The organism is Streptomyces sp. NPDC003011, assembly GCF_053591515.1.
The window spans coordinates 1-19,271 of record NZ_JBSFTY010000094.1; the positions used below are offsets into that span (position 1 = coordinate 1).

Below are 19,271 nucleotides of genomic sequence, written 5' to 3' on the forward strand. Positions count from 1 at the left end.
GCCGACCTCCCCCGCCTACTGGCTGGCCGCGACACTGCGCGAATTCGCCGCCATCCTGTGGCTGGACCGCCTCCCCCTGGTCGGACTCAGCCTGCTGCTGGCCGTACCGGTGGCGACAGCGGTCTTCGAGCACTGAGACGTCATCTCATGCGGGTCGGTAGGCTGTTGGCCGTGGTGGGGATTGTCGAGCGGCTTGTGCCGGACGAGTTGTGGGAACTGTTCCAGCGGGTGGGCCGTCGCGGCCTCAGGGCGGCGGCCGACGTCGCCACGGTGATCGTGAGGTGCTGGCGGCGATCGTGTTCGTGGTGACGTCGGGCTGCACGTGGCAGCAGCTTCCCGCAGCGTCGTTCGGACCGTCCGGGGCGACGGCTCACCGCAGGTTCACCGAGTGGACGAAGGCCAGGGTGTGGGCCAAGCTGCACCGCCTGGTCCTCGACGAACTCGGCTCCCGCGGCGACCTGGACTGGTCGAGGTGCGCGATCGACTCGGTGAACATGCGGGCCCTGAAAAGGGGGACCTGACAGGCCCGAATCCTGTCGACCGGGGCAAGTACGGCTCGAAGATCCACCTGATCACCGAGCGGACCGGTCTGCCCCTGTCCGTCGGCATCTCGGGTGTCAATGTCCACGACAGCCAGGCCCTGATCCCGCTCGTGAAAGGCATACCGCCGATCCGTTCCCGCCGGGGCCCTCGTCGGCGCAGGCCCGGCAAGCTCCACGCAGGACAAGGGCTACGACTACCGCCACCTGCGGCGATGGCTGGCCCAGCGAGGCATCCGGCACCGCATCGCCCGCACGGGCATCGAGACCTCACATCGACTCGGCCGACAGCGTTGGACCATCGAACGGACCATGTCCTGGCTTGCCGGCTGCCGCCGCCTCCACCGCCGCTACGAACGTAAGGCCGACTACTTCCTCGCCTTCACCAGCATCGCCCGCACCCTCATCTGCTACCGCCGACTCACCAAATGAGATGACCTCTTATGGGCGCGGGGCTTTGGGTGCCGAACAGTCCGACCACGGGAGAGGCGGCTGCACCGAGGCTGAGTGTCCGCTTCCTGACAACCGCCCCCGTCCCGGCCCTCCATCCAGGACGGGGGCGGATCCGCGCTGGCAGCTTGCTGTCCGGGCGCGTTCGGGGCAGTGGCGGCGTGGCCAGACTGATCCGGTAAGTACCGGATCGTAGTGAGGAGTGCTTCATGCGTATGTCCATCGCCAAGGGTGGGGCCGTCGCCGCCGCGGCGTGCGCCACGCTCTCGCTCGGTGCCGCTCCGTCGGGTGCCGCGACGAGTACCCTGCAGCGGGCCGCCTGCGAGGCCAACGGCACGCAGTTCTACTTCGTCGCCGTGTTCAGCGGCTCCACCTGTTTCAAGGGCCACGGTGACCTCGACTCTCCGATGACGCTGCCCATGTGGAAGCCGGGCCCCTGGGGCGCCGGGCAGAACACCGGCTGGTTCAGCTACAACGACGCCAACGGCGTGGAGCAGCGGGTGTACTTCACCAAGGGGCAGACGGGCACCGCTCCAAACGTGTACATCAAGCACCTGCACATCGACTGACAGGTCGGCTACGACGCGACGAACCTGGACGGCGGTGGCCTCGGCGGCATCGTCGTTCGGGCCGAGTCGGACCGCGTCCAGCAGCTGGCAACATCAGGTGCGGCCGGTCTCCAGGACCGCGCGGCGAACGAGTACGGCCAGCCGGGAATGAATTGGTCGCTGGAGCGTCGCGCGCCGAGACCGGCAGGTCGGCTCTCTCCATGCGTTGCATCCGATACAACATTAGGCATCGTGGTGCCGCTGACCACGAAGAGCCAGCCCAATGCGGTGCCAGCGGGCCGGGTGCCGCCATGTTCGCGGCCGGCCGGGGTGAGCAGACCAGCAAGGGCGTGGCCGGCCGTGCGGGCGAGGGTGGTGGTGCGGCCCACGTATTGCGGGCCGCCCGTCGTGGTCGTACCGGCCGAACAGCAGTGTGCGGGCGTGGCCGGGGAGCCGGTGACCGCGCCGACGATCGCCTCGCGGACCTACTGGTGGAGATGCAGTATCTACTGTCCAGGATCGCCAAACCCGGGAGATGGCGGGGGAAGGAGCCCGCGCCGTTCGGTACGCCTGAGCGACTTTGATGGCATCTGCACGTCTTAAGTTGGGTGGCTGTCTGATGGTGCGTCGTGGTGTGGTGGAACCCGGTTCCGGCTGTGGGCTCACGGCGCGGTGGGCAGGTTGGCGACGCCGGTTCTGCTCCCAGATTGCGAAGCGGGCGGTCATCTCGGCTCGGTAGTCGTGTGCGGGCATCAGATGGCGGCGGGGCCGGAAGTGGGGCGAGATACCGCTGAACGCGGCGAGGAACCGCTGGGCCTCGCTCACTGAACGGAAGCCCTTCATCGCCCGTTCGCGCTGCCTGGTGCCGGCGGCACCGCCGTGGCCGGACACTCAGACCAAGCCGAGCCCAGTGCGGATTGGGACCATGACCATCGGCCCCAGCGTCTGTGAGGTCTGGGGCCGATGGGACCTGCTGTGGCGATGTGGATTACGGTCGTTCATAGTGTGTGGGGCCTGACCACGTGTCAGCGTGAGCGTTGTAGAGCCAGACAAAGATGTCTGTAATGCCGCCCGGATATGCCGAACCATCGATGGTGAAGTTGTAAGGCACGGTCTCATTGACTGCGAGCTGCCCCCCAGTGGGGCGCGTGTGGGCACTGAGCCAGGTGTCGCCGGCCCATGCACTGAATTCTACTTGCGTTCCCGCGCCGCCGATGTTCTTCACCTCTCCCTGGACTTGAACGGAGCGGTTGAGCCAGGTGAAGCTGCCCCGGGCCGAGTGTGTGCCTAGGCCGGAGGAAACTTCAAAGGTGGTGGTAGCGGCGAGGGCGGGGCCTGCGGCGAGCATGGTGACCGCGGCGGCACCCACCAAAGTCGCACCGACTTGCTTGAAACGCATGAGATCTCCTTATGCCCAAGGGAGTCGTGCGTGCCTCATGAATCTACGCCATCACTATGCCGTGTCTAGACCACTTCAGGTCACGATGCCGGTGTCCCGAAGATTCCCGGCTGTATTGGGAGAACCCACCGGGATACGGATTAGAGCGAGCCGTGCAGCACGGTCTGGAAAGCGAGTTCACCGACATTGAGCAGTTGGAATTCGCTCTCTGCGCAAAAGGCGCCCTAACCTCGATCTTTCTTGAGGGTCCGCCGACGGAGTCGGTGGGCCCTTTTGCTTTCCGGAGCTGATGCCGGGCAGGTTGGTGGCCCGGCTGTCGCGTCGGGTGGGCGCCGGGTTCCACTGCCCGGGGCGGGTGATGCTGTCGCAGGACGGTGGGTTGCTGGTCAGCCAGGGTCGGGCAGGAGCGCGAGCCGTTCAAGGGCGGCGGTGATCTCGTCGGTCCAGGACCAGTGCCGGGCGAGGCGGAGAATTCTGCGCCGACCGGTGGTGACGAGCTGGCCGGCTGCGGAGAACAGGCGGAACCGCAAGCGACGCGGTTCCCAGAGTCTCGCCCGGCCGGTCAGGGCGAGCATGGGCATCCAGGCCAGCAGGTCGAGCGCGATCTGGACGATCTCCATCCAGACCCGGTTCTGGGCTGATGTGTGGAGGGGCAGGTTGCGCAGGCCGGTGGATCGGGCGGCCCGGATCCGGTCCTCGGCCCGTGCCCGCAGCCGGTGACGGAGCTCGAGCTCGGCGATCGGCCGGCCGGTGGTGTTGGTCGCGAAGCACGTGATCCGCATGCCGTGCGCGTCCGTGATCTTCAAATGGGCGCCGGGATGGGGCCGTTCGTTGCGGACGATGAGCCGCATGCCCTTGGGCCAGCCGTTAAGAACTCCTAACAGAATGCCGCAACTTACCTTGGAATGTTGGCGTCTGATGGGTTGTTAGCCTGCACATGAGAAGGGGTGAGCAACCGCCGTGGATCGTGCCGGATGGGCTGTGGGCGCGGATCGAGCCGTTGCTGCCGGTTGTGCCGCGCCGAACTCATCACCCCGGCCGCAAGCGTCTGGACGACCGGAAGGTGCTGTCGGGCATCCTGTTCGTGCTGTACACCGGCATTCCGTGGGAGTTCCTGCCCCAGGAGCTGGGCTTCGGCTCCGGCATGACCTGTTGGCGGCGCCTGCGTGACTGGAACGACGCAGGAGTCTGGCAGCGTCTGCACGAGTCGCTCCTGGCCGAGCTGAACGCCGCCGGCGCGCTGGACTGGTCGAGGGCGGTGATCGACGGCTCACACGTCAGGGCGCTCAAAGGCGGCCCAAAACAGGACCGAGCCCGGTCGACCGTGCCCGAACAGGCTCCAAGCACCATCTGATCACCGAAGGGCACGGCATTCCGCTGGCGGTATCGCTGACCGGCGGAAACCGCAACGACGTCACCCAGCTCATCCCCCTGATCCAGGCCGTCCCGCCCGTACGCGGCCGGCGCGGACGGCCCCGACAACGACCGGTCGCGCTCTACGCGGACCGCGGCTACGACCACGACACGTACCGCAAACAGGTGCGGGCCCTCGGGATCACCCCGGTCATCGCGCGGCGCGGCGTCGAGCACGGTTCCGGACTGGGCGTGCACCGCTGGGTGGTCGAGCAGAGCTTTGCACTGCTGCATTGGTTCCGCCGACTGCGCATCCGCTGGGAGATCCGCGACGACATCCACGAAGCCTTTCTCAGCCTGGCCTGCGGCATCATCTGCTGGCGCCGACTGGTCAACCTCTCACTTTGTTAGGAGTTCTAAGGAGCTTGCCGGTGAGCTCGGCGGCCCAGGCATCGTCCCGGGCCTCACCGTCGGCCTCGACCGCCGGGGTCCAGGCCGAGGCGGGGACCTTCAGCACGTGTTCGTGGATCGCTTCGGTGACCGTCATGCCGACCGAGTAGGACAGCCATCGGCCCCGCTTCGCGAGCCAGGACACGAAGTCGTGGGTGCCGCCGGCGGAGTCCGTGCGGATCAGCGTCTGGCGTCCTCGTCGGTAGGGCTTGGGCAGTTGGGCCAGGGCGAGTTGGGCGGTGGTGGTGTGGTCGGCGGCGGTGTTGGAGCCCGCGTTTCCCGGTCGCAGGAGGGCGGCGACGGGCTCACCGGTTCCGCCCGATCCGTGGTCGACGAAGGCCGTCAGCGGGTGATGGCCGTAGGTCTTCTTCCAGGTCGCGGCCGCGTCCTGCTTGTCGGAGTGGGCGATCACGAGGACGCCGTCGAGATCGACGGTGACCTGAGCGTCGGCGTCCGGGGCGTTCTCGCCCGCCAACGACCAGGCACGATGCCGGACTTCGGAGCGTGCGGACCGGATGGCCTGCAGGGCTTTGTCGCCGGACGCGGCGAGGGTGTCGATCAGGCGGGAGACGGTCGGGTCGGAGGCGACCGGGCCGAAGACGGCCGGCTCACACCGCAGCATGGTGACGTCCGCGAGGCAGTCCCCGCCCAGTGCGACCGCCAGGGCGACGTCCAGGAGCATCTTGCCGGGATCGTGGACGGCCCGCGGTTTGCGCCACCGAGCCAGAGCTGCGGATATCGACTGGTCAAGGCCCGTCTTGCGGACCGTCTCCAGCAGCAGGACCGCACCGGCCTGCGAGACCACCTGCCGACCGTCTCCCCGGACACGGACACGTGGGTACGACGAGATAGGCTCTCTCACCTGGAAAGTGCTCTTTTCCTTGCAGCCAACAGGACCCTCAGCAAGTCCTATCGTTGCAGGTCAAGGGCACTTTCCGTGTTCCTGATCAACTCTTGGACAGCCCACCTCGTGAAAGCGCGAGGCTAAGGGCTGTCCCGCAAGTGATCTTGATTGCGGCATCTCGGGTTGTGGGTGGTGTGATCACGGCACCGGAGCCGTGCTGGAGTCCGGTGCACCGGGGTGAGCCCGCGCGCGCCTTCGGCAACCGGCTCACGCCGACCTGGGTGGTCAGCCGGTGAAGGACTCGGGGCCGAAGCGGCCCCACGCCAGGAAGAAGGCCAGGGCGAGGCAGACCAGGTCGCCCGCGATCGTGACTCTCTCGCCACGGCGGAGGCGCATGGTCAGCGCGCCGGCGAACAGCAGCACCAGTCCGGTGGCGGTCAGCGGTACCAGGACCGGTGCGATGCCGAGTGCGGCGGGCAGTATCAGGCCCGCCGCGGCCAGGAGCTCAATGGCGCCGATGATTTTGAGGGCACCGGGGCTGAAGTCCTCGACCCATCGGGTGGCGGTGCCGCCCATGGCGGCCAGCTTCTCCTTGCGTACGAACATTTTGGAGCTGCCGGTCAGGCAGACGGCGGCCATCAGCCCGGCGATGATCCACAGTGCGAGGTTCATCATCAGCTCCTTGATCGAGGATTGCCTGCTTCCCCTGGGACGAGACAGCGCCCTCTCATGTGACATCTCCGAGCATCCGAGTTCGGGGAGATGTGGATCACACGCGTCCGTGTCACAGGGCGTCGGGCTGTCTCGTCCCAGGGGGTGTAGCCACCGACGAGCACGGAGGAGCACACCATGGACGCGCGACTGAACTACTTCGCCAGCCCGACCGCCGCGAAAGCCCTCAAGCACCTCATGTCGGCGGGCAAGATGCTCAAGGACTCGCCGCTGGCGGCCGCGACACAGGAGCTCGTGGCCCTGCGCGTGAGCCAGATCAACGGCTGCGCCGTCTGCATCGACATGCACACCAAGGAGGCCGCCGCGGCCGGCGAGAACTCGGTGCGGCTGAACCTGGTGACGGCGTGGCGGGAGGCCACGGTCTTCACAGAGGCCGAGCGTGCCGCGCTGGAGCTGGCGGAGCAGGGGACCCGGGTTGCGGACGCGGCCGGCGGGGTCAGCGACGAGGTCTGGGCGCGTGCCGCGAAGCACTTCGACGAGGAGCAGCTCACTGCCCTGGTGGTCCTGGTCTCCTTCATGAACACGGCGAATCGGCTGAACATCATCGCCCAGCAGCCGGCCGGCGACTACGAGGTCGGGCAGTCCCACTGATGTGGCCATCGATGAGCCGCCCGAGGCACTGTCACCCCGGGCGCGGGGGCGTTGCACAGCCCCGCTGACGGACCGCAAGATCACCAGAACTGGCCCGCGCCGGGAGATACGGCCGGGCGGGAAGACTCAAGGGGGATACGGCGTGAACAAGGTCGACGAGTTCGAGGAGCTGCGGCCACTGCTTTTCTCGATCGCTTACCGGATGCTGGGCAGCGTGAGCGAGGCCGAGGACGCGGTGCAGGAGACATGGCTGCGCTTCGCTGGCTCGACGACCCTTCCCACGTCGGTCAAGGCGTTTCTGTCCGCCACGGTGACGCGGATCTCGATCGACGTGCTGCGCTCCGCGCGGGTGCGGCGGGAGGAGTACGTGGGCCCGTGGTTCCCCGAGCCACTGCTGAGTGATCCGTATCAGGATCCGGCGCGCTCGGCGGAGCTGGCCGACTCGGTGTCGATGGCGGCGCTGCTGCTTCTGGAGCGGCTGAGCCCGCTGGAGCGTTCGGTGTTCGTGCTGCGGGAGGTGTTCGGTTTCGGGTTCGATGACATCGCCTCGGCGGTGGGGCGTTCGGAGGCGGCGTGCCGGCAGCTGCTGGTACGGGCACGGCGGCACATGGAGGCCGGGCGGCCGCGGTTCCAAGCGGACCGTCAGGAGCGGCAGGAGCTGGCGAGGCGGTTCTTCGACGCCCTCCGCGAAGGCGATGTCGCCGGCCTGCGGGATCTGCTGGCCGCCGACGTGCAGATGGTCGGGGACGGCGGCGGCAAGGCCCCGCAGCTGGCCAGGGCCGTCATCGGTGCCGAGAACGTGGCCCGGCTGCTGGCCTCCGTTTTCCCGCTGCTGGCTCGGATCGACGTGACGTTCGAGCCGCACGAGGTCAACGGCCAGCCCGGCGCCATTTTCCGAGACAGGGACGGCAAGGTCCTCCATGCCCTGGCCCTCGACGTGCTCGACGGGCAGATCCAGACCATCCGCTCGGTGATCAACCCCGACAAGCTCGGCCACCTCGGACCGGTTGCCGACGCCTGGGCCATCGACGGCGAGGTGAAACAAGCTCGCCGGCAGACGAAGTGACCCCGGGACCGGCCGTGGGCCGCCTCGTTCGCCTATCCGGTGACGTTGAGGTTCTGCAGGCGGGCGATGCGGCGCATCGCGTGGTGCACGCCGTCGCCGGGGCCTGCTCATCCCGCACCGCAGCGAAGCGGTCGATGAGGACGCGTCGCCCGGCGATTACCGCAAGATCCTGACGATCGTGAGGGAGGCCGACGGCCCGCTGCAGGTCAGAGCGGTCGGCGAGAGGCTGGGCCTGGACGCTTCGGTGCGCGGCAAGCTGGAACCGCTGCGAGCGAAGATGACCAAGCTCGCTGGCCGCGGCTGGCTGCACAAGCGGCCCGACGGGAAGTTCACCGCACGTCCGTGAACACGCGGTCGGGGGTGTAACTGGTGGGCCCCAAATGACAGTTGAGCTTTGGTGTGAAGAGGTGCAACTATGCAGCCGAGGGCCCTGACCGGCCCTGTCCACACCGCGCGCCTGCCGCTGTCGAGCGCCACCCTGAACTATCTCGCCGACCTGCTACGCGGCCATCTGAACAAGACCGGCTCCCGGTGGCGGGCGCCGCCCGCAGGGAAGATCGCTGACATCGCACTGGCGGTGCTGCGCTGTGACCAGCGGCCCGGCGATCTGGCCGGCGGGAACGGGGTGCAACGCACCACCGTCACACAATGGGTGCGCGAGTCGTCGGCCTGCTGGCCGCCCGCGCACCGCGCCTGGACCGGGCGCTGAGGAAGATCACCCGAAAGGGCGGCGGCTTGGTTCTGCTGGACGGCTCCCTCATGCGCACCCGCCGGCGTACTGGGGCGGACAACCGCAAGTACTGTTCGAGCAAGCGCGCATGCCATGGCCTGCTCGTGGTCGCGCTCACCGACGACCGCGGCCGACCGGGCAGGGCGTTCCCATCGCCGGCCGTGAAGGAAGCCGACCGCGGCGACACCGTCACGTACCACGCCACGCTGAGCACCAACTCCGCGCCCAGCGGCTGTACTTATAGCCTCTGGAGCTCAGGCACGTCGGCCCCCACCGAGCCATGAAGCAACGACATGAGGCACCAAGGATCCCCACCACCAACTTCCTTTCACATGACAGCCGTTGTCCTGGCTGTAGGTCTCGTGTTCCGCTAATCTCCATCCATCACGTCATTCACCCGCTCCCGGGCGGGAGGGCATCCACGGGGGAGATGCGTGTATGAGGACCTGGGCTTTGAGAGACTCCTCGACGCGGACGGGTTCTTCGCACGCCTGTTAGGGCGGTCGCCGTCGGGTGCCGACCGCAAGTCGTTGTACGGCCCCGACCTGCCCGTGGTGCTGCTCACCGGCGGCCCGGGGATGGGCAAGGGGCGGCTGCTGCGGGCGGTGCACGACCGTTTCGCCCGCCAGGTGCCGGTGATCCTTCTGGACTGCGCCTCACCGGTGTACGCGGACGAGGCTGGGCCGGAGCCCGGTGCCCGCTCGGCGGTGACCGAGGCCCTGGTCGAGGCCGCTCTGCTGCTGCACAGCTGGCGGGGAACGGGCGGCGCGTTCACCTTCCCGCGGCTCTTCGCGGGCCTGGCGGTGATCGCGACCGGCGTCGCGGGCGGCACCGGTGAGGCGATCGGGATAGAGGTCGAGCGGTACGAGGAGCTGATCCAACAGCCGCGCCTGCGCGGTATGGGGGCGCGCGACTTCTGGCGCGGCGCGCTTCTCGGGGCGGTACGGAAAATGCTGGAGGTCCTGGCCGGACAGACGCTCGGCCCGTACGGGACCGCCGCGCTCAGCGCGCTGCTCGACGCCCTCTTCGAGCGCCTGACGCCCCGGGGCGAGGCGGAACTGACGCGGATCTACGGCGAGTATCCGGGCGCGGCCGGGCAGCCCAAGCACGGGCTGCGCAGGCTCGCCGCCGACTTCCGGGCCGGCGGCGAGCGGCGGGAGGACGCGGAGCGCTTCCTTTTCCGGGCGCTGCGCGAGGATCTGGAGGCGGCGTACAGCGGTTTGGGGGGCTGGCTGGGCCGGGTCGGCCGCCCGGGACTGCTGCTGGACCACGCCGAAGAACCGCTGGGAGAGCGGCTGCTGCGCGCCGTGCTCACCGACCGCCGGGACGGGCAGCGCGACCGCGTGGTGATCGTGGGCACGGCGCGCCGGGCGGACGGCGGCGACTTCCTGCACGGGGGTCTGCCACCGAGGGAGGTGGCGGCGTTCCGGCCCGCCGACGGGGTGCCCGCCACCTGGTCCCGCCGCAGGGACCCGGAGGGGGACCGGGGCCCGCTGTCCGCCGGGGTGCTCATGCTGCGGATGCCTTTCCTCACCGGCGACCAGCTCCGCCGGGCGACCGAGCGAATACAGCTGGGCGCGGAGCGGGAGGGGGGTACGCATCGCCGCCGTATCACCGCTGCCGTGGCCCAGCTGAGCGGCGGACGGCCGCACACGGTGATCCGGCTGGCCACCGCTGCCGCCGACCACCGGTTGGAGACGGACGCCAACGACCGGGCCATCCTGGACGCCACACTGCACCAGCCGGACGGCACCCCCGAGCAGCCGGTGACGGACGTACTGCTTCAGGAGCTGGTCCTCGACCAGATGCCGGTGCGGCTGCCGAACGAGCACCATGACCAGTGGCTCGATCTCCTCACCCATCTGTCGGTGGCACACGACCCGGAGTGCGCGGACGTCCTGCTGCGGCATCACCAGGCGGACCGTGTCCTGCGCCTGACGGCACATGAGGTCGCGCGGCTGCTCAACGACACCGGGTGGCCCAGCTGCAAGCGGCACTTCATCGGGGACTTCGGCCTGCGCCAGTTGCTGGTGCACCGGCTGTACGGGCTGGAGCGCGATGGTGCCGCCTGGTACGCCGACCACCATCTGCTGCGCGACCACTATGCCGTGAGCGAGCCGAGCGGCGGTGCGTTCCACTCGGTGACGACCCACCGGATGAACCACCACCTCGTCTCCAGCGGCGTCGACGACGTGGTCCGCCACCTCGCCGCCACCCTTCTCGGCCGCCCCCGTCAGTGGTGCGAGGAACTGCTGGAGATCGCCCAGGCGCCATATCCGGGCGGGGCGGACGAGCGCCGCAAGCGCGCCCAGGGTCTGGTACGGGTGGACGGGCCGCCGCTGCGCCGCACCGTCGACCAACTGCTGCACGCCGTATGGCTGTGCGAGGAGCGCACCAGGCCGACCGGGGGCGAAATGGCCCGCACGCTGGAACAGTTGCTGAGGCAGCTGTCGACCATGGACTTCGACGGCGCCGGAGAACTCGGCCCGACAGCCACCGAGTGGCGCCAACTGGCCGAGAACGAGCAGCCATTGCTCCGCTGCGACTGCACCGATCAGCTCGGTCGAGGGAGGTAACGGGGATGCCCAGCTGGATACCCAGGTGGAACAGACTGCCCAGGTGGGGAAAGATCCTCTACGCGCTGGCGGGCGTGGTGGTGCTCGTGGCCGCCGGCGTATACGGTGTTCCAGCCCTCCAGAAGCCGGACACTTGCCACGACGGCGTCGAGAAGATCGGCGCCGAGTGCATTGGCGTCGACGGCACGGGCTACGACTTCGGCACACCGGAGATCAGCGCCGTGGCCAAGGCCATCTCGGAGGAGAACGAGAGGATCGCGAGCCAGCCCCACGTCACCGTGGCGATGATGCTGCCCCTCCGGTCGGACACGGCGGGGCTGCGGCGGCAGATGCGCAGCGACCTCCAGGGCGCGTATCTGGGACAGCGGCAGGCCAACTCGGGCGAGGGCCAAGTGCCCAAGATCCGGATGGTGCTGGCCAACCCCGGGCGGAACTACGGCCATCAGGACAAGGTCGTGAGCACACTGCTCGACATGACCGAATCCGACAAGGGCAAGCTGCGGGCCGTCACGGGCTTCAACCTCACCCTCGACGCCACCGAGGACGCCGTGAAACGTCTGACGGAGAACGGCGTCCCGGTGCTGGCCTCCCGGATCAGCGGAGACGGCATCGCGAACGTCGACGGGGAGAAGCAACGATTCCCCGGCCTGGCCCGGATCATCCCCACCAACAGCAACGCGGCCGAGGCCCTGGCCAACTTCAACGGCGAGCGGGGCAGGGAGAACGCCAGGACGGTACTGGTCCACGACACCCGTCCGGACGCCTACGACGAGTCACTGGCGAGCGCGTTCCGCGGGATCAAGGAGACGGGTCCGGCCGGTCCCGCCGATATGCCCTTCGAATCACCGGGGATCGACGAGGCCGGCTCGACCGGCAGCCAGTTCGAGCAGATCGCCAACAACATCTGCGGTTCCGCGGCCGACACCGTCTACTTCGCGGGGCGCACGCTGCACCTGCGGATCTTCGCGCTCACGCTCGCCAAGCAGACCTGCGCGGACCGGCACTTCACCCTGGTCAGCGGCTCCGACGCCGCCTCGCTGCGGCAGGCCATGTCCGAGAAGGACTGGGCGCAGATGCGCGGCGAGGATGGCGGGGCGAAGGTGACGGTCCAGTACGCCGCCCCCGCGCACCCGGCAGCCTGGGACACCGAACTGGCCGTCTGGACCAAGCAGTGGAAGGCGACCCACGACCGCGAGCCCACCGCGAACGAACTCCCCCAGTACCTCACGGAGCCCAAGGCGGCCCTGGACGCCCTGGGCGACCTGATCAAGAGCACGAGCAAGGCGGGCACGGACCTCGGCTCCACCCCGGACCTGGAGGACTCCCGCACCATGCTCGTCTACGACGGCCTCGTCACCATCGGCACGGCCCTGCGCGAGGTACAGGGCAACGACGCCGAGCAGGCCCCCAGCCTCGCCGACGTCCGCCAGGAATGGTCGAAACTCCAGTCGGTGCACCGCGTGAGGGGCACGAGTGGCCTGATCTGCCTGACCAGCGGCGGGAATCCGTACGACAAGCCGGTTGCGGTGGTCGAACTGAACCCGGGCCAGGGCGCGAGCGGGTCCCTCAAGTTCGTCGGCCTGGGCTGGCCCACTGGCAAGGAACAGCCGAAGAACTGCGTGATCCCGAGCGGCACTTCTTGAGACAGCCGACCCCTCTCTCAGCTCACCCCGAGTCGTCTGTGTGGGCGGTTTTCGGGGTGGGTGAGGCGTGTATGACCGGATGCCGCGCAGGATGTGCATGGCCTCGGGGGCGTCCGCAGGGCGGGCGCGACGTTGTATCCGACGCCGGCTGTGCGGGATCGGCCGTCAAGTTCCGGTGAACCCTCCCGCCCCACGGGATCGCCCTTTTGTGCAGGGCAGGGCCAGTGTCCGCTGTCGGGATGATCACCGAGGGCGGCGGCCGGGATCCGCTCGTGCGTCGGAAGGTCGGGCGCCGACTCGCCGCTCGCGCCTGTGAACTCCACGGCCTCCACCAGGCCGGTGGGCGAGTCGGCCCGTACCACGCCGAAATTCCCCGTCAGGGCCCGCGGCTTGAGGACGACCGGATAGCCGATGCCCTCGGCCACCGCGAGGGCCTCCTCGCGCCCGGAGACCAGCACCGAGCGCGGCTGGGGCACCCGGCCGGCGTCGAGGGCCGCACGGGTGCGGTGCTTGTCCCGGCAGCGCTCGACGCACCGCCGGTCTCCTCCCGGCAGTCCCAGGGCGGCGGCCACCTGCGCGGTCTGCTCGATCCAGGTCTCGTCCCAGCAGATGACGCCATCCAGCGCCCGGCCGGCGGCCACGGCCCGGGCCACCCGCACGAGGCCGTCGACGTCGGCGAAGTGGGCCACCACGGTGTGGCCGGCCGTGTACGCCAGTTCCCACGTGGGGGGTTCGGTCAGCACCAGGTGGATGCGGAAGTCACGGCTGATCGACTGCAGAAGCTACTCGCGGTATGCGCGGATGCCAGGCGTGATCACGAGCAGGTGTGTCCCATTTTCAGGTTCTGGCTCACTTTCCGTGAGGCGCGCACCGTGAGTGACGGTTGGAGGTCGCTTCTAGTACTCCAGTCGCAGTTCGCTATCGCTGCTGGTCAGAGCCCTGTCTTGGAGTGTACTCGGCTGACGCCTCGTCAGGTGACGTGAGTACGTGACCTCGGGTGCGACGGTGGTAGTGGCAGCGGCGGGCGATGGCCTGGTGACGGCGGCGCCAGCGGGACCAGTTCAGCGCGTGGTCGGTGTGCCGCAGGTGCGTCGGCGTGGGGTGGCCAGTTGCCAGGAGTCGCCGGATTTCCGCCACGGTGAGCGGTGCGAGAGCGTCGGAACCGTTTCCGCCGCCCCCCTTTCGGTCCCCGCGGCGGCGGCCATCGCGGCGAGGAAGGCGTGGGCGAGCATGGCCAGGGTGATGTGCCGGTACCAGCCGGGATACCGGCGGACCTCGTACTGATCCAGGCCGCACTCGTTCTTCGCGGCCTGGAATGCCTCCTCGATCACCCAGCGCGCCCCGGCGATCCGTACCAGCTCGGCGACGGGAGTGCCGGCCGGCGCGTAGGCGAGGTAGTAGGCGATCTCGTCCGGACGGGCCAGGCTGCGGCGGGCCAGCACCCACCGTTCATGGGTGGGCGTATCACCGTCGAAGTCGTCGATGGCGGGCAGCCGGGCTGCGGCCCAGTCGTAGACGCGCGGCCCCTTCGCGCCGGCCCCGCAGGAGTGGCGTTCCCAGGCGTCCTCGGGGGCCTGGGCGATGGCGAAGTCGATGCGGCCGACGGCGGGGACATGTTGGGACTTCGGCACGGCCACGACGTAGCCGACGCCGGTTTCCTCCAGCATGCGGCGCAGCCGCCACTCCTGGCCGTAGGCCGAGTCGGCGGTCACCCAGGCGATCGGCAGCGGCGAGGCCAGTGCCCGCGTGATGATGGCCTTCGCAAGGTCGCCCTTGGTGGCGAACGCGCGCTCGTCGGGGATCTTCGCCTGGGTGCAGCGGCCCGGATCGGAGGTCCAGGACTTCGGCAAGTAGAGTTCCCGGTCCACCAGCGCCCGGCCTCTGACACTGGAGTAGGCGGCGAACACGCCGATCTGGCAGTTCTCTGTGCGGCCGGCGGTGCCGGAGTACTGCCGCTGCACCCCGGCCGAGACCGTGCCCTTCTTGATGAACCCGGTGTTGTCAATGATCAGCACACCGGCCTGGTCCCCGAGCTTCTCGGCAACGTATTGCTGCAGGTCATCGCGGATCTCGTCGGGGTCCCAGCAGGCGCGGCTCAGCAGGTGCTGCAGCCCGGCGGGAGTGCGGTGACCGGCATGCTCGGCCAGCTGCCAGCTGCCAGCTGCCAGCTGTTCTTGCGGCCCACCGGCCCGAGCGGGCCGTGCACATAGGCCCGCATCCGCCGCCGCAGATCCACCCGCCCGAACCGGTGACCGATCCGCACCAGCAACTCTTCCAGTTCCGCCGACCAGACATCGGGCCGCACATCGTCTTGCACGACAAACACAACGGCCCGTCGCACTTGAGGTCACGAACTCCCGTCACCTGACGAGGCGTCAGCCGAGTACACTCCAAAACAGGGCTCTGACCAGCAGTGATAGCGAACTGCGACTGGAATACTAGAAGGGCGGTTGCCAGCCACCCCAGTGCGTCTGGTGGCCGGGCGGGGGCCAGGATTCCGTTGCGCCTGCATGGGGCCACAGTCGGCTCACCCATCCACACTCCGGGATCGCGCCGCCTTCCCAGTCGTCGGTGCACCGATCGGCCCAGCTCCGGCCTACCATGACCGGCCGGGTCACCACGCCGTCGGCAACCATGGCGCGAGAAGCAGGAAGACCTCAGCTGGTCGGGGGCTTCCGCTGGTGTCCGAGGGGGGACTTGAACTCTCCTCTCGGGCACCAGCTTCTTGCTTCGCTGACCTGCATAAACAGCCCCGCGAAGGCGTCCAGGGCAAGCCACGGTTGGTCACCCCGGTGATAGCGGGCCGCTCACCTCCACCTCGACGTTAGCGAGCCGTCTCACTCGGCCGGGGAGCCAGTTCACTGGAGAACCGATCATGCACCAGGCCTGATCGGCTGCACCGCCCCTGACACAGACAGACCAGGTCCCACTCAGCCAGCGACCGCGGCCGGACCTGCACCGAACCGCGGAACGTCCTCCACCACCACATCCAGGCGCAGGTGCTTGAAGCCAACGGGTGCCGAAACATACCTCCACGGTCCTCCGCCCCGGTCCGCGCTGATCCCCGCCACCAGTTCCGGGCGGACCAACAACACGTCCAGGACGTCACGGCTCACCCACGCCGCAGCGAACTTCACGCCCGTCCACGGGTGTCCGACGCCGGCGGCAGCCAGGTGCTCGCCGACCTGCCGCGCCTGCTCCGGGCGCAGCGAGACGGTGCGGCCGACCGCGCGAGCCGGCCCGTCTGGTCGGGGCGGCCCAGGACGAGGAGTTGCGGGACTGAACAGAAGAACTTGACAGGGAAGACCACCTCGGTCGTCTCGCGCACCTGCTGGTGAAGACGCAGTATTTGAGGGGCGCGCTATTCCGGTCTCCTCGCTGCGCGTCCGGGTTCCCGAAGAGGTGTTGCGGCAGAGCAGCGTTGGGGACGCAGCGATGGTGGACTGCCGTCTATTTGGTTGCAGATGGGGCCCGTGGCACGGCAGTGTGCGCGCAAGCTTGGTTCCGCAGCTCAGGAGGCACTTGTGGTGGTCGTTTCGGCTCGTCGTGTCGCACTTCTCGGGGGAGGCTTCTCAACAGATGAGGACGGGCTGCTCGACGACTGGCTGCTTAACCAGGTGAGGAGCCCTCGACCCAAAGTGTGCTTCGTTCCAACTGCCAGTGGCGACGCGCCTGCATACATTGATCAGTTCTTGAGCGCGTTCAAGTCACGCAACTGTGAGCCGTCTGTCTTGTCGTTGTTCCGGCGAGAGCTGGACGAGGAGGCTCTGCGGACGTTCCTGCTCAGCCAGGATGCCGTGTACGTCGGCGGCGGCAATACTGCGAACCTGCTGGCGGTCTGGCGTGCACATGGAGTCGACCGGCTACTGCTCGAGGCTTGCAGCCGCGGGACGCTGCTGTGCGGAATCAGTGCTGGCGCCAACTGCTGGGCGGAGGGCTCGCATACGGACTCTTTCGGTCCGCTGACGTTTCTGCAGGACGGACTGGGCCTCCTGCCGGGCTCGGTGTGTCCGCACTACGACAGTGAACCAGGGCGTCGCACCTCCTTCCGCGAGACTGTAGCCAACGGCATGCTGTCCGCTGGCTGGGCGCTTGAGGACGGAGTGGGGGCCCTCTTCACGGACGGACGTCTTGAGGAAGCCGTCACCCGGACTCCGGAGGCCCGCTTGTACTGGGTGCAGGCAGATGAAGATCACGAGGTGACCGAGGAAGCGCTGCCATGCCGGTTGCTTCACGGAGCGACGTGATGCGCAGTTCACCTTCTTTGGGCTGGCTGTCGGGTGGCGAGGTAGTCGGACCAGTTGTCGCCCGCGAGCCGGGCCCAGCGGTGGGCGGTGACGGGGCTGATGCCGACGAGGTCCGAGATAACGATGGGTGGAAGGTCGGCGAGTGCTTCCATCATGGCGGTGTTCCGAGCTGCGCGGGCCGGCAGGCTGTGGCGCTTCATCGTGTCGCCGAGTCCCACAGGGTTGCGGGGACGGCCGGGGATCTGCCCGGGGAGGAGGAATCTCTCCGTTTCCTGTGGTTGTCGATGCAACGTGGTGGCTTCGCGGAGCTGATCCTCGATGAGACGAGCCAATTTCGGCGGGAGCACCACGGGATGGCGGTTGATCGTCAGGTAGGCCTTCTTGTCGTCGCGGTGGAACTGGTCTGCGGTCAGTTCGACGATCCGCGTGAGGGGGAGGGCGTAGAGACGGATGAGGGCGCCGGTGATGCGCACCTCCAGGGGGAGCGAAATGTCGTCGAGGCATCGGCGTAGCTCCTCCCGATGGATGTCCTCGACCTGGAACGCGCCTGGGAGCTGACTGGGCGGGTGGTCGATGGTCAGGTCGGCGATCAGACGTCGCGCGGCTGCCCAGCGGATGAAGGGGATCGAGCGGGTGCGTACTCCGGGCCTGTCCGTGGACCAGGTGTCGAGGTGGCCCTGCTCGAGCGTTGCGAGCGTCAGTCGGCGTGCGTCCAGCCAGGCCAGGAATTGGATGGCGGCGCGGATGTTGCCGCAGTCGCCCTTGTGTGCGTTGAAGGTGTAGCGGCCCCGTGCTGAGCGTCGTCGGGCATCGCGGATTACCTGCCATTCGGCAAAGGGGCGGATGAGCGTGACGTGGTGGGAGGGGATGCCGGCGAGGGTTCGTGCGAGCCAGTTCGTAAGGAGGGCGAGGTTCTCGTCGCGCTTCGGAAGAATGCCTGCGGTCACCAGCAGGCCGCGCACGTAAGCGGTGGCAGCCTGTGGGCCGAGGGCGTCGAGTGCCTCGTGGCTGAGGTCGCCTGGCTGGCGGGCGAGGTGGCCCAGAAGCTGCGCGGCCGGGCTGCGCTTGAGCCACGCAAGGACCTGATATGGATTGTCCGCTTCGGTGAGCACTGTGGTCACCGGCGCAAGGGCCTGGGCAATGCTGCCGTCTTCAGCGGTGAGGAGATTGGTCACCCGGGCTGCGAGAGTGCAGCGAGGGCAGAGCCGGCCCTTGAGTAGGTCACTGGGCTGAGCGCACCGCGTGCATATGTCGGCAGGTTGACCAGGGGGGCAGCATGTGCGGCACAAGCCGTCGCCTTCGGGCGTCCTGCCCAGGAGTATGCGTGGCTGTCGGCAGGAACTGCAGCGGTCCGGCGTGGTGCGGGCACGTTCGTAGCAGGGGTCACAGACGGGGCCCAGGGGCCAGAAGATCTTGATCGGTTTGGGCCGTCCGCAGATGCCGCAGTCGTGGACTGGTCGAGGAATGCATGTCTGGCAGTGGAAAGGGCCTTTACCGCCGTCGATGTGGTGACCTCGGCGAACGCGGCCGCAGACGCTGCACTCCTTCTGTCGTCCCCGAAGGCACGGCCTGCAGGTGTCTGGACGGCTGTTGTTGGCCCGGGCCTGGATGGGTGCGACCGTTCCGCACACCCCGCACCGGCGCGGCGGACTGGAGTAGCAGGTGCCGCAGATCGGTCCCTCGGGTGTCATTGCATTGACCCGGCGCTCGCGCCCGCAGCGGCAGCACGTCCGCAGCTTCTTCGGGGCGCACGTCTGGCACAGGTACGTGTCGTCAGGCAGGTGACGGGCAGGTCGCATCGCCCGGTGGCAGCCCGCACACGTCTTCAGCGCGTCGGGTTCCTTGTCTCGGCACGGCTTGCAGATGGGCCCCTCTGGGCGTCGCGCCTGGATTCTGCGGACTTGTCCGCAGCGCGCGCATTCGGCTTTGAGTAGCCGCCCCACGCATCGGTGACACAACCGTCCCGCGGGACCGGTTTTGATGGGCAGCGGGTTGGTTCGGCCGCAATCGGCGCAGGCCGCCAGCGTGACTTTGTCGCCGTGGCCAGCGGCCACCAACAGTGGCAGCAGACGAACGAGTGACTTCGGGCAGTCGGGGCCAGGT

14 protein-coding genes and 6 pseudogenes are annotated in these 19,271 nt (G+C 68.5%); 11 read left to right on the top strand and 9 right to left on the bottom strand.

The genetic code is table 11. The features are described from left to right. The first annotated feature begins 147 nt into the window (after window positions 1-147). Window positions 148-971: pseudogene (locus tag ACWD0J_RS34320) on the top strand (IS5 family transposase). A gap of 227 nt (window positions 972-1,198) precedes the next feature. Continuing rightward, the gene (locus ACWD0J_RS34325) at window positions 1,199-1,558 is read left to right on the top strand and encodes a hypothetical protein (protein ID WP_451499801.1); all 360 of its coding nucleotides are present in this window, start codon (window positions 1,199-1,201) and stop codon (window positions 1,556-1,558) included. Here the strand turns inward: ACWD0J_RS34325 and ACWD0J_RS34330 are convergent. The 4 genes and pseudogenes from ACWD0J_RS34330 to ACWD0J_RS34345 form a co-directional block, all read right to left on the bottom strand. Next, window positions 1,559-1,725: pseudogene (locus tag ACWD0J_RS34330) on the bottom strand (NF041680 family putative transposase); the annotation flags it as partial. It abuts the gene before it with no gap. A 474-nt stretch (window positions 1,726-2,199) separates the two neighbouring features. Further along, window positions 2,200-2,401 (bottom strand): annotated as a pseudogene (locus tag ACWD0J_RS34335) (IS6 family transposase); the annotation flags it as partial. A 124-nt stretch (window positions 2,402-2,525) separates the two neighbouring features. Further along, window positions 2,526-2,936, bottom strand: coding sequence for a hypothetical protein (locus ACWD0J_RS34340; RefSeq protein WP_451499775.1), 411 nt, complete (start codon window positions 2,934-2,936; stop codon window positions 2,526-2,528). A gap of 386 nt (window positions 2,937-3,322) precedes the next feature. Continuing rightward, a pseudogene (locus ACWD0J_RS34345) lies at window positions 3,323-3,811 on the bottom strand (transposase); the annotation flags it as partial. A gap of 62 nt (window positions 3,812-3,873) precedes the next feature. On the opposite strand from ACWD0J_RS34345, the gene ACWD0J_RS34350 reads away from it, so the two are divergent. Beyond that, a protein-coding gene (locus ACWD0J_RS34350) for an IS5 family transposase (RefSeq protein WP_451499776.1) occupies window positions 3,874-4,700 on the top strand; the annotation gives its coding sequence in 2 pieces (ribosomal slippage) (window positions 3,874-4,234 and window positions 4,234-4,700; 828 coding nt in all). Window positions 4,701-4,707: 7 nt separating this feature from the next. Here the strand turns inward: ACWD0J_RS34350 and ACWD0J_RS34355 are convergent. Then, a pseudogene (locus ACWD0J_RS34355) lies at window positions 4,708-5,601 on the bottom strand (IS1380 family transposase); the annotation flags it as partial. Between the two features lie 267 nt (window positions 5,602-5,868). Beyond that, window positions 5,869-6,255 (bottom strand): DoxX family protein, encoded by a 387-nt coding sequence (locus tag ACWD0J_RS34360; RefSeq protein ID WP_451499777.1) that lies wholly within the window; start codon window positions 6,253-6,255, stop codon window positions 5,869-5,871. A gap of 177 nt (window positions 6,256-6,432) precedes the next feature. On the opposite strand from ACWD0J_RS34360, the gene ACWD0J_RS34365 reads away from it, so the two are divergent. The 7 genes from ACWD0J_RS34365 to ACWD0J_RS34395 all read left to right on the top strand — a co-directional run bounded on the left by ACWD0J_RS34365 (window position 6,433) and on the right by ACWD0J_RS34395 (window position 12,921). Then, on the top strand, window positions 6,433-6,906 hold the full coding sequence (locus ACWD0J_RS34365) for a carboxymuconolactone decarboxylase family protein (protein ID WP_451499778.1): 474 nt from the start codon (window positions 6,433-6,435) through the stop codon (window positions 6,904-6,906). A gap of 142 nt (window positions 6,907-7,048) precedes the next feature. Continuing rightward, window positions 7,049-7,972: an RNA polymerase sigma-70 factor gene (locus ACWD0J_RS34370; RefSeq protein ID WP_451499779.1), complete on the top strand. Its 924-nt coding sequence runs from the start codon at window positions 7,049-7,051 to the stop codon at window positions 7,970-7,972. A gap of 178 nt (window positions 7,973-8,150) precedes the next feature. After that, complete coding sequence (locus ACWD0J_RS34375; RefSeq protein ID WP_451499780.1) at window positions 8,151-8,318, top strand: hypothetical protein; 168 nt, start codon at window positions 8,151-8,153, stop codon at window positions 8,316-8,318. Between the two features lie 69 nt (window positions 8,319-8,387). After that, window positions 8,388-8,681, top strand: coding sequence for a hypothetical protein (locus ACWD0J_RS34380; protein WP_451499781.1), 294 nt, complete (start codon window positions 8,388-8,390; stop codon window positions 8,679-8,681). Next, window positions 8,621-8,986: a hypothetical protein gene (locus ACWD0J_RS34385; protein WP_451499782.1), complete on the top strand. Its 366-nt coding sequence runs from the start codon at window positions 8,621-8,623 to the stop codon at window positions 8,984-8,986. The genes ACWD0J_RS34380 and ACWD0J_RS34385 overlap by 61 nt, the downstream gene beginning before the upstream one ends. Window positions 8,987-9,136: 150 nt before the next feature. Beyond that, window positions 9,137-11,278: a hypothetical protein gene (locus ACWD0J_RS34390; RefSeq protein ID WP_451499783.1), complete on the top strand. Its 2,142-nt coding sequence runs from the start codon at window positions 9,137-9,139 to the stop codon at window positions 11,276-11,278. 5 nt (window positions 11,279-11,283) lie between these two features. Next, window positions 11,284-12,921, top strand: a complete 1,638-nt coding sequence (locus tag ACWD0J_RS34395) for an amino acid ABC transporter substrate-binding protein (RefSeq protein WP_451499784.1) — start codon at window positions 11,284-11,286, stop codon at window positions 12,919-12,921. 17 nt (window positions 12,922-12,938) lie between these two features. Here the strand turns inward: ACWD0J_RS34395 and ACWD0J_RS34400 are convergent, their stop codons facing one another. Next, entirely contained in the window at window positions 12,939-13,664 is a 726-nt protein-coding gene (locus tag ACWD0J_RS34400) for an ATP-grasp domain-containing protein (protein ID WP_451499785.1), read from the bottom strand. 318 nt (window positions 13,665-13,982) lie between these two features. Beyond that, a pseudogene (locus ACWD0J_RS34405) lies at window positions 13,983-15,238 on the bottom strand (IS701 family transposase). A 1,207-nt stretch (window positions 15,239-16,445) separates the two neighbouring features. Here ACWD0J_RS34405 and ACWD0J_RS34410 point away from each other — a divergent pair. Then, window positions 16,446-17,168, top strand: coding sequence for a Type 1 glutamine amidotransferase-like domain-containing protein (locus ACWD0J_RS34410; RefSeq protein ID WP_451499786.1), 723 nt, complete (start codon window positions 16,446-16,448; stop codon window positions 17,166-17,168). A gap of 8 nt (window positions 17,169-17,176) precedes the next feature. On the opposite strand, the gene ACWD0J_RS34415 is transcribed toward ACWD0J_RS34410, so the two are convergent. Then, on the bottom strand, window positions 17,177-18,343 hold the full coding sequence (locus tag ACWD0J_RS34415) for a hypothetical protein (protein ID WP_451499787.1): 1,167 nt from the start codon (window positions 18,341-18,343) through the stop codon (window positions 17,177-17,179). Window positions 18,344-19,271: the final 928 nt, after the last annotated feature.